Source organism: Streptomyces spororaveus (assembly GCF_016755875.1).
Taxonomy (GTDB): Bacteria; Actinomycetota; Actinomycetes; order Streptomycetales; family Streptomycetaceae; genus Streptomyces; species Streptomyces spororaveus.
In genome coordinates this window covers 1727303-1741658 of record NZ_BNED01000005.1, presented here as the reverse complement: position 1 = coordinate 1741658, position 14356 = coordinate 1727303, and the positions used below count along the sequence as shown (strand labels likewise).

Below are 14356 nucleotides of genomic sequence, written 5' to 3'. Positions count from 1 at the left end.
CGCTATATCAAGCCAGTGACATTCCCGCAGCCGAGGTCCCCCGCGTCAGACCCGGCACAGGATCTCGGCGTTCAGGACCGAGAACCACGCGTCGGGGTCCGCGCCCCAGGCGTGCCAGGCCGCGCCGACGGCCGCCAGGTCCGCGGCCGTCGCGTGACCGCCGCGGGTGGCGACGGTCGCGTACGCGGAGGCCTGCGTCCGGTCCGCCCACAGGGCCGACCACCAGGCGGTCTCCTCCGGGTCGGCGAAGCACCAGGCCGTCGCCGAGGAGGTCACGTCCGTGAAACCGGCCTGCCGGGCCCAGGCCCGCAGGTGGCGTCCGGCGTCCGGTTCGCCGCCGTTGGCGCGGGCCACCCGCCGATACAGGCTCAGCCAGTCGTCCAGGCCCGGCGTGGCCGGGTACCAGGTCATCGCCGCGTAGTCGGCGTCGCGCGCGGCCACGACCCCGCCCGGCCGGCACACCCGCCGCATCTCGCGCAGCGCCCGCACCGGGTCGCCGACGTGCTGCAGCACCTGGTGGGCGTGGACCACGTCGAAGGAGTCGTCCGGAAAGTCCAGCGCGTGGACGTCCGCGACGGCGAAGGACACGGCGTCGCCCAGACCGCGCTCTTCGGCGTGGGCGCGGGCCTGCTCCAGGACGTCCGCCGCGGCGTCGACGGCGGTGACGTGGCCGCCCGGCGCGACCAGCTCCGCCAGGTCCGCGGTGATCGTGCCCGGGCCGCAGCCGACGTCCAGCACCCGCATGCCGGGGCGCAGCTCGCCGATCAGGTAGGCGGCGGAGTTCCCGGCGGTGCGCCAGCGGTGCGAGCGCAGGACCGACTCGTGGTGGCCGTGCGTGTAGACGGCGGTCTCCCCGGCTGCCGAATCCCCGGCGGACTCCCTGGCTGCGTTCATGACCGGACCCCTCCTCGTTTCCTCTTCGAAGCGTTGCCCCCACCGTAGACGATCAGTTCGCCATCTGAGATAGGTGTTTTGACATGTGGACAACAGCCTTGTGTGCCAAGGGGACCGGGTGGGGAGGTGGCAGGCCGATGCGGGTGCGAGGAGAGTGGCTGCAGGGGGACACATCCCCAGGGCGGACGGCGGTGAGCGTCATGACGGACACGCTGCTCGAACGGCATGCCGAGGCGCTGAGGCTCTTCGGTGAGCGGGTGCGTGACGTCCGCGGCGACCAGTGGGGAGAGCCGACCCCGTGCACGGAATGGAACGTGCGGGAGCTGGTCAACCACGTCACCGCGGAGCAGCTCTGGATCCCGCCGCTGGTCACCGAGGGCCGGACCGTCGAGGAGCTGGCGGGCCGGTTCTCCGGTGACGTACTGGGTGACGACCCGGTCGCGGCCTGGGACCGGGCCTCGGCCGCCGCGCACGCGGCCTTCGCCGCGTCCGGCGCGCTGGACCGGACCGTGCGCCTCTCGTACGGGCCCGCGCTCGGATCGGCGTACTGCTCGGAGCTGACCGCCGACTGCGTCGTGCATGTCTGGGACCTGGCCCGGGGCATCGGCGCGGGGGACCGGCTGCCCGACACCCTGGTCGAGTTCTCGATCAAGGAGATCATGCCGTACGCCGACGCGCTCTCGGCCAGCGGTGAGTACGCCGAGCCGGTGGAGGTCCCGGCGGGCGCGGACGCGCAGACCAGGCTCCTCGCGATGGTGGGGCGCGCGGGCTGACGAGCGAGCTGACGCGCGGGCTGACGCGCGGGGGCGGGCATCCCGCACAACAGGCATAGGGCCCTGAATCATCGTATAAAGGTCAGGTCTACCGACGCGCCGTGAGGCAGTCGCGGGCGGGCCGGGCGTGGCAGGGCGAGCGCGGAAGGCGGGAAGCGGTGGCGGCGATGCAGCGCACGGCCGCGGAGGGCCGCGGCCCGGTCCGGTACGGCCCACCCGCCCCGCAGCCCGGCCTGCCCGTGCTCCCCGAGCTGCTCTCCGTCCTCGCCGCGGCCGCCGGACGCGCCGCCCCCGAGCCCCCGGGCGGCGGCGAGGCCGTACGGGAGGCCGCCTGCCGGCACTGGGAGCGGCGGGGGCTCGCCACCTCGCCCGAGAACGTGGCCGCGGGTCCCGGAGCCCCCGCCCTGCTCCTGGCCCTGCTCGGCGCATACGGGGGAGACGTGATGCTGCCCCGGCCCTGTCCCGCCTGGTGGACCCCTCAGGTCCGGCTGCTGGGACGTCGGGCCTACCACGTGCCGACCCCGGCCGAGTGCGGCGGAGTACCCGACCCCTACGCGCTGCTGGAGACCGTACGGCGGGTGCGCGCCGAGGGCGGCGACCCGCGCGTGCTCCTGCTGTCGGTCGCCGACGACCCCACCGCGACCGTGCCCCCGCCCGAGCTGCTGCGCGAGGCCTGCGAGGCCGCCGAATCCGCCGGACTGTTCGTCGTCAGCGACGAGAGCTGGCGCGACACCGTCCACCGGCCCCACGACACCCTGGTCCTGAGCCCCGCCGAGATGCTCCCCGAACAGGCGGCCGTCCTCGTCGACCTGTCCGGGGCGCTGCTGCCGGCCGGCTGGCCCGCCGCCGTCGTCCGCTTCCCCGGCACCCCGCGCGGGACCTGGCTGCGCGCCCGTACCCTCGACGTCCTCACCGCCACCGGGGCGATGGTCGCGGGACCCGTCGCGGGTGCCGCCGCGCACGCCCTCGACGAACCCGACGCCGTCGCGGGCCGCGCCTACGCCGCCGCCACCCTGCACGGGGTGGTGGCCGCCGCCGCGCACCGGCGGCTGCTCGCGGCAGGGGCGCTGGCCCGGCCCCCGCGGGCCGGCCGGCACCTGTACGCCGACCTCACCCCGCTGCGCGCCGGACTCGCCCGGCACGGGGTCGGCGACGCCATGGAACTGGAGGACTGGCTCGGCGGCCGGCTCGGCGCACCCACTCCCGGCGGGCAGCGGTTCGCCGACGAACTGGGCTCGCTGCGCGTGCGGTTGTCCACCGGGCCCCTGCTCGGCGCCACCCCGCAGGAGCGGCTGGCCGCGCTCACCGCCCGCGATCCGCTCGCACTGCCGCACGTACGCGACTCCCTGGAACTCCTCGGGTCGGTCCTGGCCGGGCTGGCCTGACCACCCGACCCCGGTGATCCACACCGGCCTCGGCCTCCCCACGGCCCGGGTCCCGCCCCACCGGGCATTGGAGTGGCCGGCGACCGTCGCGATGGCGTGGCTCCCGCGCCGGCGCTCCCCGCTTCCTAGGGTCGGCGGGGGTACGGCACCGGGCACCCGGCCGGCCGGCCGTCCGGATCAGGTGGGTGAGTCGTGGAACGCATGACGGGCGAGGCACGAACCGAGGCACCCCCCGCTGCCCGGCGGTGGACCCGGCGGCTGGCCGCCGCCGTGGCGCTGCTGCTGCTCTGCGCGCTCCCCACGGGAGCGGCGGGCGCCACGCCGCCCGGTGACGTGCGGTCGCCCGCCGGTCCGCCCCTGTACGTGTCCGACTACGGCAACAACCGGGTGGTGGCCCTGCCCGCGGACGGCGGCGACCAGAGCACCGTCCCCTTCGACGGCCTGGTACGGCCGACCGGCATGGCCTGGGACGCCGCGGGCCGCCTCTACGTGTCCGACACCGGCAACAACCGCGTCCTCGTGCTGCCCCCGGACGGCGGGGAGCAGACCGTCGTTCCCGCCGTCGGCCTGTCGCGCCCGCTGGGGCTCGCCTTCGACCCGGCCGGGAACCTCTACATCGCCGACAGCTTCAACGACCGGATCGTGAAGGTGCCGGCCGGCGGCGGGGGACAGACGACCGTCCCCACCACCGGGCTGCTGCACCCCTGGGGGCTGGCCTGGGCGCCCGGCGGGGGCCTGTACGTCTCCGACTTCGTCAACGACCGCGTCGTCAGGGTGGCCGTGGACGGCGGCGGCCAGAGCACCGTGCCCACCACCGGCCTCTCCCAGCCGACCGGGCTGGTCCCGAACGCCGCGGGCGACCTGTACGTCTCCGACAGCGGCAACAACCGTGTGGTGAAACTGGCCGCGGGCGGCGGTGCGCAGAGCACGGTGCCCGTCACCGGCCTCAGTTCCCCGCTGGGCCTCGCGCTCGACGGCTCCGGCGGCCTCTACGTGGCCGACGGATTCAACAACCGCGTGGTGCGGGTCCGCGAGACGGGCGGCGGACAGGTCACGCTCGCCTTCACCGGCCTCAACACGCCGACGGGTCTCGCGTTCCCGCCGGCCTCCGCCCGCCCGGTACCCGGCCGGGAAGGGGAGGGACGGTGAGGCCCGGCCGGGGCCCGCTCAGGGCCGTGGCCGCAGGCGGCGCCACAGCGAGGGCCCCGCGCTGATCGCCAGGGCCAGGCCGACCGCGAGGGCCACACCCTTCCAGGGCTCCGCGAAGAGGGTGCCGCCCAGGATGCCGATCAGGCCGTACGTCGCCGCCCAGGCCAGGCAGGCCGGGGCGTCGCCCCGGGCGAAGCGGCGCAACGGCATCTGGGCCAGGAGGCAGGCCAGCATCACCGGGATCCGGCCCGCCGGGACCAGCCGCGACAGCACCAGGACCAGTACCCCGTGCTCGTCCAGCCCCGCCCGCGCCCGCTCCAGCCGCTCCGGCGTGGCCCGGCCGCGCAGCGCCTCCAGCCAGCGCGACCCGCCCCGTGAGCGCACCCCGCGCTGCCCGAGCCAGTACAGCGTGATGTCCCCGGTGAACGCCGCCAGCGCCGACACCGCGAACACCAGCAGCACCCCGTAGGGCGACGACTGGTGGTGGAAGGCCACCACCGCCGCCGAACTCACCACCGCACCCGTGGGGATGACGGGTACCAGTGCGCCCAGTGCGACCAGCAGGAACAGCGCCGGGTACCCCACCGCCTGCTGGGTGCTCTCCGGCGGAACCTGGCCGGCCGCGGCCGCGAGCTCGCGCCACGTCACGGCAGCCGCACCCGCTCGCCGTGCCGCGGCACCCGTACGGTCACCTTCGGCGCCAGCTGCCGCGCCAGCCGCGCGAACTCCTCGCCGGGCGCGTGGAATTCGTGCGGCCGTACCGCGTCCATCCCGACGGGCCAGTACGTCCCGTAGTGCACCGGGACCGCCGCCGCGGGCGCCAGCCGGGCCAGCGCCCGCGCCGCCCGCCCCGCGTCCAGGTGCCCGGGGCCGAGGTACGGCCCCCAGCCGCCCACCGGCAGCAGGGCCACGTCCACCGGTCCGGTCTCCTCGGCCATGGTGTCGAACAGCCCGGTGTCCCCGGCGAAGTAGGTCCGCGCCGCCCCCAGCACCACGTACCCCAGCGCCGGGCACAGGTGCGGCCCGAACGGCAGCCGCCGTCCGTCGTGCCGCGCGCCGACCGCCCGGACCCGTACGCCGTCCCGTACGGGGACCTCCTCGCCCCGCACCACCTCCGTCACGGCCAGCCCGTGCAGCCCGGCGACCCGCGCAAGCCCCGGTACGGCCCGGCGCGCCCCCCGCGGCACGAGCAGCCGGGTGCCGGGCGCGAGCCGCGCCAGCGACGGCAGATGCAGGTGGTCGGCGTGCAGGTGGGAGACCAGCACCACGTCGGCCGCCGCCGCCTCGGGCGGGGGCAGCGCCCCGCGCCGCCGCCGCAGGTGCGCGAGCCGCCGGGCGAACAGCGGGTCCGTGAGCAGCCGGACCCCGGAGTCCTCGACGGTGCACGTGGCATGACCCCACCAGGTGATGTCCACCGGCACCCGGCCCTCCCTCCCTCGCGCCTCGTTCACGAGCCTAGGGGTGTCTGCCCCGCGCGGCCGCCCGGAATCGGATCTCGGCCGTCCCCTCCTCTCCGGCGGCGGATCGGAGTAGGGTCCGGCGGCATGGAAGAGTTGCGCGTGGCCGCGATCGCCAGCCTGGCCCCGCTCGAAGACCTCGACACCGACCCGTTCGCCGTGGACACCCGCGGCCAGCACGCCGTGTGCGCGCGCTGGGCCGCCGACCGGGGCTATGTCGTGACGAGGCAGTTGCTGGTCTACGGGCTGCGTGCCGACCACTGCGGGCTCTGGTCCGACGTCGACACCGGGCAGGTCGATCTCTTCGTCGCCGCCAACCACCGGGTGCTGGCCCGCGCACTGCGTTCCGTCCAGGAGTTCACCGCCGAGTGCGAGCGGCGCGGTGTGCGGCTGGAGACCGCCGGGGGCGAGGAGCCCCGGTACACCTCCGCGATGAAGGCCGAGGTGCACCGCAGGCTGTCCATGCCGACCGCCGGCTACGACGGCACCTGACCCGACCCGGCCTGCCGATCTGACCTCACCTCACCGGCTCAGCACCGGCCCGCCCGTTCCGCGCGCCCGTGCGCCGTCCGCATCGCCCGACCGGGTGCGGCGGGCTGTGCGAGCCTGGAGGCGGGACGGGCTCGCGGGAGGTGGCGGCGTGGTGCGAGGGCGGTGGCGGACCGCGGGCAGCGCCCTGGTGCGGGTGCTCCTCGTCTGGGCGGCGTCCACCCTCACGATGCTCGCCCTGGCCGGGATCCTGCCGGACTTCCGGCTCCAGTCGGACGACGGCGACAGCATCACGCAGATCGGGCTGACCGCCGCCTGGGCCGCCGGGGCCTTCGGCATGCTGAGCGCGCTGGTCTGGCCGGTGCTCGTCCGGGCCCTGCTGCTGGTGCCCGCCCTGGTGCTCGGGCTGCTCGTCTTCTTCCTCAACGGCTCGCTCCTGCTGATAGCGCTCAGCCTGATCCCGGACGGCCGCGGCGAGGTGGCGCCGGAGACCGCGGTGGTCGTCGCCGCCGTGATGTCCGCGGTGGCGTCGGCGACCTCCACCGCACTCGCCGTGCGCGACGACGATGCCTACCGGCGGCGGCTCTACCGGCTCGCCGACCGGCGTCGCCGCAGGCAGGGCCGGGCGGACCCGGCCCGCGGCGCCGAGGCCCCGCCGGGTCTGCTCATGCTCCAGCTGGACGGGCTGGGGTACGAGGAGCTGCGCCGCGCGTGCGGCAGCGGGCTGATGCCCACCGTCGCCGCCCTGCTGGACGGCAGCCACCGCGCCCGGTCCTGGCGTACGGACTGGTCGAGCCAGACCGGCGCCAGCCAGCTCGGGATCCTGCACGGCTCCAACTTCGACGTGCCGGCCTTCCGCTGGTACGAGAAGGACACCGGCGAGGTGATGGTCTGCAACCGGCCGACCAGCGCCGCCGAGCTCCAGCGGCGGGCCATCGGGCGCACCGGGGACGGCGGACTGCTCACGCTGGACGGGGCGAGCCGGGGCAACCTGTTCAGCGGCGGCGCCGACCAGCTGGCGCTGGTGCTGTCGGTCTCGGCCCGGCGGGGGCGGGCCAACCGGTCCCGCGCGGGCTACTTCGCGTACTTCTCCGACCCGGCGAACGCCGTCCGTACGGCCGTGTCCTTCGTCTCCGAGGCGGCCCGGGAGATCGGCCAGTCGGTGCGGGCGCGGATCCGCGGGGACCGGCCGCGGGTCTCGCGCGGCGGGCTGTACCCGCTGATCCGGGCCTTCGCGACCGTGGTGGAACGGGACGTGGTCGTCGCGGCGGTGATCGGCGACATGCTCGCCGGGCGCACCGCCGTCTACGCCGACCTGGTGGCCTACGACGAGGTCGCGCACCACTCGGGCCCGCGCGGCCGGGACACCGACCGGGTGCTGCGGCGCCTGGACCGGAGCCTCGCGCTGATCGCCCGGGTCGCCGAGCACGCGCCGCGCCGGTACCGGATCGTGCTGCTCTCCGATCACGGTCAGAGCCCGGGGGAGACCTTCCTCGGCCGGTACGGGCTGAGCCTCAAGGACCTGGTCCGGGCGGGCTGCGGGCTGCCGGTCCCGCGCCGGGCCGGCCGCACCCGCAGCGGCGCCGAGGCCCGGGCGGCCGTGCTCGCGGCGCTCCACCGGCCGGTGGAGGAGGGCGAGGAGGCGCACCCGGGGCCGGGCTCCGATCCGGTGGTGCTGCCCTCGGGCAACCTCGGCCTGATCTCCTTCCCCGACATTCCGGGCCGGGCTTCGCGGGCCCGCGTCGAGCGCGCGCACCCCGCCCTGCTGGCCACCCTGGCGAACCACCCGGGCGTGGGGTTCCTGCTGGTGGACGGGGTGGTGATGGGCCGGGACGGAAGGGTGGCCCGGCTGGACGTCCCGGGGGAGGCGGAGGAGCTGCTGGCCCCCTTCGGCCCGGGCGCCGCCGAGGCCGTCCGCCGGACCGATGCCTTCCCGCACGTGGCGGACGTCATGGTGAACTCGGCGTACGACCCGCGGACGGGCACCGTGCACGCCTTCGAGGAGCAGATCGGTTCGCACGGCGGGCTGGGCGGGGAGCAGGGGCACCCTTTCCTGATGTGGCCCACGGACCTGTCGGACCCCGGGGAGGAGCTGGCCGGGGCGGAAGCGGTGCACGCCGTGCTGCGGCGCTGGCTGCGGGAGCCGGACGGACCGCAGGTGCCGGTGGACGAGCCACTGGGGGAGCCGGTGGGGGAGCCGGTGGAGGAAACCGCGCCCGGGGACGCAAATAACGGAAGCTTTCCTTCCACAGGGGCGCCCGCGCGGGACGAAATCCGCTGATTTTGTGCCGCTTTCACGGTGGTCAACCATGTGTTGACCTGCCCAGCATGTGAGACATCCAGAGGCGCACCACCGATGACCAGCACCGCAACCCGGGCCGTTGAGGCCGCCGCACCCCCCGAGCAGGACCGCGACCCCCACACACGCCGCTTCGGCCTGCCCGTCGCGACCTGCCTGGTCATGGGCAACATCATCGGCGGCGGGATCTTCCTCCTCCCGGCCTCGGTGGCTCCCTTCGGCACCATCAGCCTCGTCGCCTTCGGCGTCCTCACCGCCGGCGCGATCGCCCTCGCGCTCGTCTTCGGCCGACTCGCCGAGCGCCACCCGCAGACCGGCGGCCCCTACGTCTACGCCCGCGCCGCCTTCGGGGACTTCGCCGGCTTCCTCGCCGCCTGGAGCTACTGGATCACCGCCTGGGTCTCGAACGCGGCCCTGGCCGTCGCGGCCGTCGGCTACCTCACGGTGCTGTTCCCCGCCGCGGGCGAACACAAGTGGTCCATGTGCCTGGCCGCCCTCGCCGTCCAGTGGCTCCCGGCCCTGTCCAACCTGGCGGGCACCCGCTACGTCGGCGCGGTGCAAGTCGTCGCCACCGTACTGAAGTTCGCCCCGCTGCTCCTGGTGGCCGTGGGCGGGCTGTTCTTCTTCGACCCGGCCAACCTCGGCCCCTTCCGGGCCACCGACCAGAGCGCGGCCGGCGCCGTCTCCGCCTCCGCCGCGATCCTGCTGTTCAGCTACCTCGGCGTCGAGTCGGCCACCGTCAGCGCGGGCGAGGTCCGTGACCCGGCCCGCAACGTCGGCCGGGCCACCGTCCTCGGCACCGTGGGCGCGGCCACCGTGTACCTGCTCGGCACCGTCGCCGTCTTCGGCCTGGTCGCCCACGACCGGCTGGTCTCCTCCGACGCCCCCTTCACCGACGCCGTCAACGCCATGTTCGGCGGCACCTGGGGCGGCACCGTGGTCGCCTGCGCCGCCGTGATCTCGATGCTCGGCGCCCTCAACGGCTGGACCCTGCTCAGCGCGCAGACCCCGTACGCCGCCGCCAAGGACGGGCTCTTCCCGAAGGCCTTCGAGACGAAGAAGCGCGGCGTCCCCGTCGTCGGCGTGATCGTCACCGTCGCCCTGGCCTCCGCCCTCACCGTTTACAACTACACGGCCGGCACCCAGGGCGTCTTCGAGAGCCTGGTCCTGATCACCACCTTCACGGCGACCGTCCCCTACCTGCTGGCCACCGCCGCGCAGATCTACTTCCTGCTCTCCGGGCAGCGCGAGCGGGTCCACCCCGGCCGGCTGGCCCGCGACGGCGTCCTCGCCGCCCTCGCCTTCGGCTTCTCCATGTGGCTGGTCGCCGGCTCCGGCTACGCGGCCGTCTACCAGGGCGTGCTCTTCCTCTTCGCGGGCGTCCTCGTCTACGCCGCCATGTCCGCGAAGAAGCACCGCGCCGCAGCGTCACCCGCGGAGTAGCGTGGACGGAGGGGCCGCCCAGGGGGCTTCAAGGGGTCACCATGTCCGCGATGAGGAAGAGCATCGACATCGACCGCAGGCCCGAGGACGTCTACGCGTACCTGACGGATCCCACGCACCTGCCGGAGTGGCAGGACAGCGCCGTGTCCGCCGTCCCGATCGGCGCTCTCCCCGTGCACGTCGGTTCGCTGATCCTCGTCACCCGGCAGATCGGCCGCCGGCGGGTCCCCACGACCCTGGAGTTCGTGGAGCTCGACCCGCCGAGGAGCTGGCACGTGCACGGCGTGGACGGGCCGGTACGACCCGATGTGCGGGGCACCGTCGAACCACTCGACGGCGGCGCCCGCTCCCGCCTCACCCTGGACGTCGACTTCGAGGGCCACGGGGTGGGCCGGGCCCTCGTACCCCTCGTGGTCAGGCCCATGGTCCGCAAGGAGATGCCCCGCGGCGAGGCGAAGCTCAAGCACCTCCTCGAAACCTGAAGGCCCGCGGGGACATCAGCGGGCGGAGGACTTCCCGCCCGGGGCCCCGGTGCTGGTGATCACGGACGGCGGGTGCGACACCCTGCGCATCCGGCGCGAACACGCCTGCCTGATCCCCCGGGGCGCCTCCCTGCCGTTCACCCCCAGGGAGCCGGTCTTCCGGTTGACCTGACCTGACCTGACCTGACCTGACCTGACCGGGCCCGGCCTCGACGGGACGCAGGACGCCCCCGACCCGCGGATGCGCGGGTCGGGGGCGTCCTGGTGGAGACCGACTCAGTCGAGGTAGTCGCGCAGCACCTGCGAACGCGACGGGTGGCGCAGCTTCGACATGGTCTTGGACTCGATCTGGCGGATGCGCTCACGGGTGACCCCGTACACGCGGCCGATCTCGTCCAGGGTCTTCGGCTGGCCGTCGTTGAGGCCGTAACGCATGGAGACCACGCCCGCCTCGCGCTCCGAGAGCGTGCCCAGGATGGACTGGAGCTGCTCCTGGAGGAAGGTGAAGGAGACCGCGTCCGCCGGGACGACCGCCTCGGAGTCCTCGATGAGGTCACCGAACTCGCTGTCGCCCTCCTCACCCAGGGGGGTGTGCAGGGAGATCGGCTCGCGGCCGTACTTCTGCACCTCGATGACCTTCTCGGGGGTCATGTCGAGTTCCTTGCCCAGCTCCTCCGGGGTGGGCTCACGGCCCAGGTCCTGGAGCATCTGGCGCTGCACGCGGGCGAGCTTGTTGATGATCTCGACCATGTGCACGGGGATGCGGATGGTGCGCGACTGGTCGGCCATGGCACGCGTGATCGCCTGCCGGATCCACCAGGTCGCATACGTGGAGAACTTGAAGCCCTTGGTGTAGTCGAACTTCTCCACGGCGCGGATCAGGCCGACGTTGCCCTCCTGGATCAGGTCCAGGAAGAGCATGCCGCGGCCGGTGTAGCGCTTGGCGAGGGAGACCACGAGGCGGAGGTTGGCCTCCAGCAGGTGGTTCTTCGCGCGGCGGCCGTCCTCGACCAGGATCTCCAGCTCGCGCTTGAAGGCGGGCTTGTGGTCCTCCTCCTCTTCGAGCTTGTACTCGGAGAACAGACCCGCCTCGATGCGCTTGGCGAGCTCCACCTCCTGCTCGGCGTTGAGGAGCGGCACCTTGCCGATGAGCTTGAGGTAGTCCTTGACGGGGTCGGCGGTGGCACCGGCCACCATGACCGTCTGCGCCGGGGCGTCGTCCTCGTCGTCGTCGGACAGGACGAAGCCCTGGGTGCCGCCGGCCTTGGGAGCCTCCTCCTCGGCCTCGTCGGCGAGGTCCTCGGCAGCCCAGTCCTCGCCCTCGACGACGGGGGTCTCGCCCTCGTCGGCGTCCTTGGCGCTGGTCTTCTTCGCCGCGGTCTTCTTCACGGCGGTCTTCTTGGCGGCGGTCTTCTTGACCGTGCGCTTCTTCGGCTCGGCGGCGGCCTCGGCCGACGCCTCGTCCTCGGTGGCGGCGGCCGACGAAGCGGATATCGCCGTGGCGGTGGCCGTGGCCGCGGTGGTCGCCGCGGTCTTGCGGGCGCCGATGGGGCGCGGCGCGGCGGTGGCCTTCTTGGCCACGGTGCGGGCCGGTGCGGCGGCAGCCTTGCGGGGCTTCTTGGCGGCGGCCTTGGTGGCGGGGGCCGCGCTGACGTGAAGGGCGACACCCTCCTCGTCCAGGACCTGGTTCAGGCTGCGCAGGACCCGCTTCCACTGGTCCACCGGGATGCGGCCGGCCTCGAAGGCCTGGCGCACGTCGTCACCGTTGATGTGACCCTGCTCGCGGCCGCGCTCGACGAGCGCGACAAGGGCCTCGGATTCGGCGATCTCCGGAGGGAACGTACGGGACGGGCTGAGCGACACAAGGAGCCTCTCGTTGCGAACAGATAAGGGTGGGCGGGACATCATCGCGCGAACTCGGGAAACAGACCCGAGGGGGGTCTGTATTCCGGGCCGCGCGAGGACACCTGTCGGTTCATCGCATGCCCGAGTCGATTCGTTACGCGCTGAATTGAGTGACCTGCGCCACGCTGTGGCCGCGCAACCCGATCCGGCGCAGATCCGTCCGCCCTTCAGGTCAGCCCGTTTTACGGGCTTCGATGAGGAAGCGGGCGGTGTGAGCGACGAACGGACCTTCGCGTTCGATCTGTTCGTGGAGCTCACGCAGCCGGTCCCGGTACTGCCCGACCGTGAAGCCGGGCACCATCCAGATCACCTTCCGTAGAAAGTAGATCACGGCTCCGATGTCGTGGAACTCCGTGCGCAGTCGTTCGGAGCGCAGATCGAGGACTTCGAGGCCGGCCGCGGTGGCGTCGGCGACCGCGTCGTCGGGGTGCCGGCCGCGCCGGACCTCCTCCGGCTGCGGGCCGAGGAAGTACTCGACGAGCTCGAAGACGCTCGCCGGACCGACCTGCTGCGAGAGGTAGCTGCCGCCCGGCGTCAGCACCCGTGCGATCTCCTCCCACCAGATGGTCACCGGGTGCCGGCTGGTCACCAGCTCGAAGGCCGCGTCGCCGAAGGGCAGCGGCGGCTCGTCGGCGTCGGCGACGACCACCGCGCCCAGCGGGTGCAGCAGCCGCGTCGCCTTCTCGACGTTGGGCGGCCAGGACTCGGTGGCCGCCGTCAGCGGCGGCAGCGGGGCGCACCCGGCCAGGACCTCTCCGCCGCCGGTCTGGATGTCCAGCGCGGACCGGACCGTGGCCAGGCGCTCGCCCATCAGCCGCTGGTAGCCCCAGGAGGGGCGCTGCTCGGTGGCCCGGCCGTCGAGCCAGGAGAAGTCCCAGCCGTCCACGGAGACGGACTCGGCTTCGGCGACAAGATGGTCGAAAGTACGCGTCATGCATTGATCGTCCCAGGTCGGACGCCCGACAACCACCGGATATGTCGACTACAGTGGTCGGCGGGCCGTGACTGGCGTTCGGGTGGATCACCACCGGGGAGCGGCCCGGCGTACCTGTGGACCTTTGGTACGCCCGCTGCCGCGCGCCTGGGCGAACCGCGATCCGCAGCGACGTTCAGGAGACCCCGTGACGACTGCCCAGACTGCCCCTGCCCCCGCCGCGGGCTCCGCCCGGCTGATGGACGGCACGGCCCTCGCCCGCCGCATCTCGGAGCAGACCGCCGCCTACGCGGCGAAGATCACCGAGCGCACCGGTACCGCGCCGTGCCTCGCGACCGTGCTGGTCGGCGAGGACCCGGCCTCCGTGACCTACGTCCGCATGAAGCAGAACCGCTGTGCCAAGGCTGGGATCACCTCCCGCCACGTCGAGCTGCCGGCCGGGACCACCACCGAGGAGCTGGTGGCCACCCTCACCGCGCTCTCCGAGGACCCGCAGATCAGCGGCATCCTGCTCCAGCACCCCGTCCCGCACCACATCGACGAGCGCGCCGCCTTCGAGGCCATCGCCCCGGGCAAGGACGTCGACGGGGTCACCATGCACTCCTTCGCCGCCATGGGCTTCGGGCTGCCGGGCTTCGTCTCCTGCACCCCCGGCGGCATCATGCGCCTGCTCGCCGCCTACGACGTGGACCTGACCGGCAAGCACGCCGTCGTCGTCGGCCGCAGCGCGATCCTCGGCAAGCCGGCCGGGATGCTGCTGCTGGAGCAGAACGCCACCGTCACCTACTGTCACTCGCGGACCCAGGACCTTCCCTCGATCGTGCGCCAGGCGGACGTGCTGGTCGCCGCCGTCGGCAAGGCCGAGTTCATCCGGGGCGAGGACATCAAGCCGGGCGCGGTCGTCCTGGACGCCGGGTACAACGAGGGCAACGTCGGCGACGTGCACTTCGAGTCGGCGGCCGCCCGCGCCTCGCTGATCACCCCGGTGCCGGGCGGTGTCGGCCCGATGACCATCGCCGTCCTGCTGGAGCAGACCGTGCAGGCGGCCGCCGCGCAGGCCGGGCTGGACCTCGCGGAGCTCTGATCCCACCGCGCGCGGATCCCGCGTACGACGTACGCGCACGCGCCCGCACGCCCCGGACCGTC

General features: G+C 74.0%; 14 protein-coding genes and 1 riboswitch. Of the genes, 9 read left to right on the top strand and 5 right to left on the bottom strand.

The annotated features are described in order from the left end of the window. Positions 1–45 precede the first annotated feature (45 nt). The gene (locus Sspor_RS10640) at positions 46–894 is read right to left on the bottom strand and encodes a methyltransferase domain-containing protein (protein WP_202198833.1); all 849 of its coding nucleotides are present in this window, start codon (positions 892–894) and stop codon (positions 46–48) included. A 200-nt stretch (positions 895–1094) separates the two neighbouring features. Here Sspor_RS10640 and Sspor_RS10635 point away from each other — a divergent pair, with 200 nt between their 5' ends. The 3 genes from Sspor_RS10635 to Sspor_RS10625 all read left to right on the top strand — a co-directional run bounded on the left by Sspor_RS10635 (position 1095) and on the right by Sspor_RS10625 (position 4201). Then, positions 1095–1667: a TIGR03086 family metal-binding protein gene (locus Sspor_RS10635; RefSeq protein WP_202198832.1), complete on the top strand. Its 573-nt coding sequence runs from the start codon at positions 1095–1097 to the stop codon at positions 1665–1667. Positions 1668–1834: 167 nt separating this feature from the next. Beyond that, positions 1835–3052 carry an aminotransferase class I/II-fold pyridoxal phosphate-dependent enzyme gene (locus tag Sspor_RS10630; RefSeq protein WP_202203594.1) on the top strand — a complete coding sequence of 406 codons (1218 nt, stop codon included), beginning with the start codon at positions 1835–1837 and terminating at the stop codon, positions 3050–3052. Between the two features lie 201 nt (positions 3053–3253). Further along, positions 3254–4201 (top strand): SMP-30/gluconolactonase/LRE family protein, encoded by a 948-nt coding sequence (locus Sspor_RS10625; protein WP_202203593.1) that lies wholly within the window; start codon positions 3254–3256, stop codon positions 4199–4201. An 18-nt stretch (positions 4202–4219) separates the two neighbouring features. On the opposite strand, the gene Sspor_RS10620 is transcribed toward Sspor_RS10625, so the two are convergent. Further along, positions 4220–4849 (bottom strand): DedA family protein, encoded by a 630-nt coding sequence (locus Sspor_RS10620; protein ID WP_237403798.1) that lies wholly within the window; start codon positions 4847–4849, stop codon positions 4220–4222. Next, entirely contained in the window at positions 4846–5622 is a 777-nt protein-coding gene (locus Sspor_RS10615; protein ID WP_202198831.1) for an MBL fold metallo-hydrolase, read from the bottom strand. Before Sspor_RS10615 ends, Sspor_RS10620 begins: the two co-directional genes overlap by 4 nt. 123 nt (positions 5623–5745) lie before the next feature. On the opposite strand from Sspor_RS10615, the gene Sspor_RS10610 reads away from it, so the two are divergent. The 5 genes from Sspor_RS10610 to Sspor_RS41070 all read left to right on the top strand — a co-directional run bounded on the left by Sspor_RS10610 (position 5746) and on the right by Sspor_RS41070 (position 10543). Next, entirely contained in the window at positions 5746–6150 is a 405-nt protein-coding gene (locus tag Sspor_RS10610) for a hypothetical protein (RefSeq protein WP_202198830.1), read from the top strand. A 148-nt stretch (positions 6151–6298) separates the two neighbouring features. Further along, entirely contained in the window at positions 6299–8428 is a 2130-nt protein-coding gene (locus Sspor_RS10605) for a phage holin family protein (RefSeq protein WP_202198829.1), read from the top strand. A gap of 75 nt (positions 8429–8503) precedes the next feature. Next, positions 8504–9889 (top strand): amino acid permease, encoded by a 1386-nt coding sequence (locus tag Sspor_RS10600; protein WP_202198828.1) that lies wholly within the window; start codon positions 8504–8506, stop codon positions 9887–9889. 41 nt (positions 9890–9930) lie between these two features. Then, positions 9931–10371, top strand: coding sequence for an SRPBCC family protein (locus Sspor_RS10595; RefSeq protein WP_202198827.1), 441 nt, complete (start codon positions 9931–9933; stop codon positions 10369–10371). Positions 10372–10420: 49 nt separating this feature from the next. Next, the gene (locus Sspor_RS41070) at positions 10421–10543 is read left to right on the top strand and encodes a hypothetical protein (protein WP_266819070.1); all 123 of its coding nucleotides are present in this window, start codon (positions 10421–10423) and stop codon (positions 10541–10543) included. Between the two features lie 104 nt (positions 10544–10647). On the opposite strand, the gene Sspor_RS10590 is transcribed toward Sspor_RS41070, so the two are convergent. Together Sspor_RS10590 and Sspor_RS10585 are read right to left on the bottom strand one after the other, a co-directional pair. Further along, complete coding sequence (locus tag Sspor_RS10590; RefSeq protein ID WP_202198826.1) at positions 10648–12234, bottom strand: RNA polymerase sigma factor; 1587 nt, start codon at positions 12232–12234, stop codon at positions 10648–10650. A gap of 214 nt (positions 12235–12448) precedes the next feature. Further along, positions 12449–13210, bottom strand: a complete 762-nt coding sequence (locus Sspor_RS10585) for a class I SAM-dependent methyltransferase (protein ID WP_202198825.1) — start codon at positions 13208–13210, stop codon at positions 12449–12451. A gap of 57 nt (positions 13211–13267) precedes the next feature. Continuing rightward, positions 13268–13370: riboswitch (ZMP/ZTP riboswitch) on the top strand. 78 nt (positions 13371–13448) lie between these two features. Between Sspor_RS10585 and Sspor_RS10580 the strand changes: the two genes are divergently transcribed. Next, a complete protein-coding gene (locus Sspor_RS10580; RefSeq protein WP_202203591.1) occupies positions 13449–14294 on the top strand; it encodes a bifunctional 5,10-methylenetetrahydrofolate dehydrogenase/5,10-methenyltetrahydrofolate cyclohydrolase in 846 nt (281 codons plus the stop codon). Positions 14295–14356 lie beyond the last annotated feature (62 nt).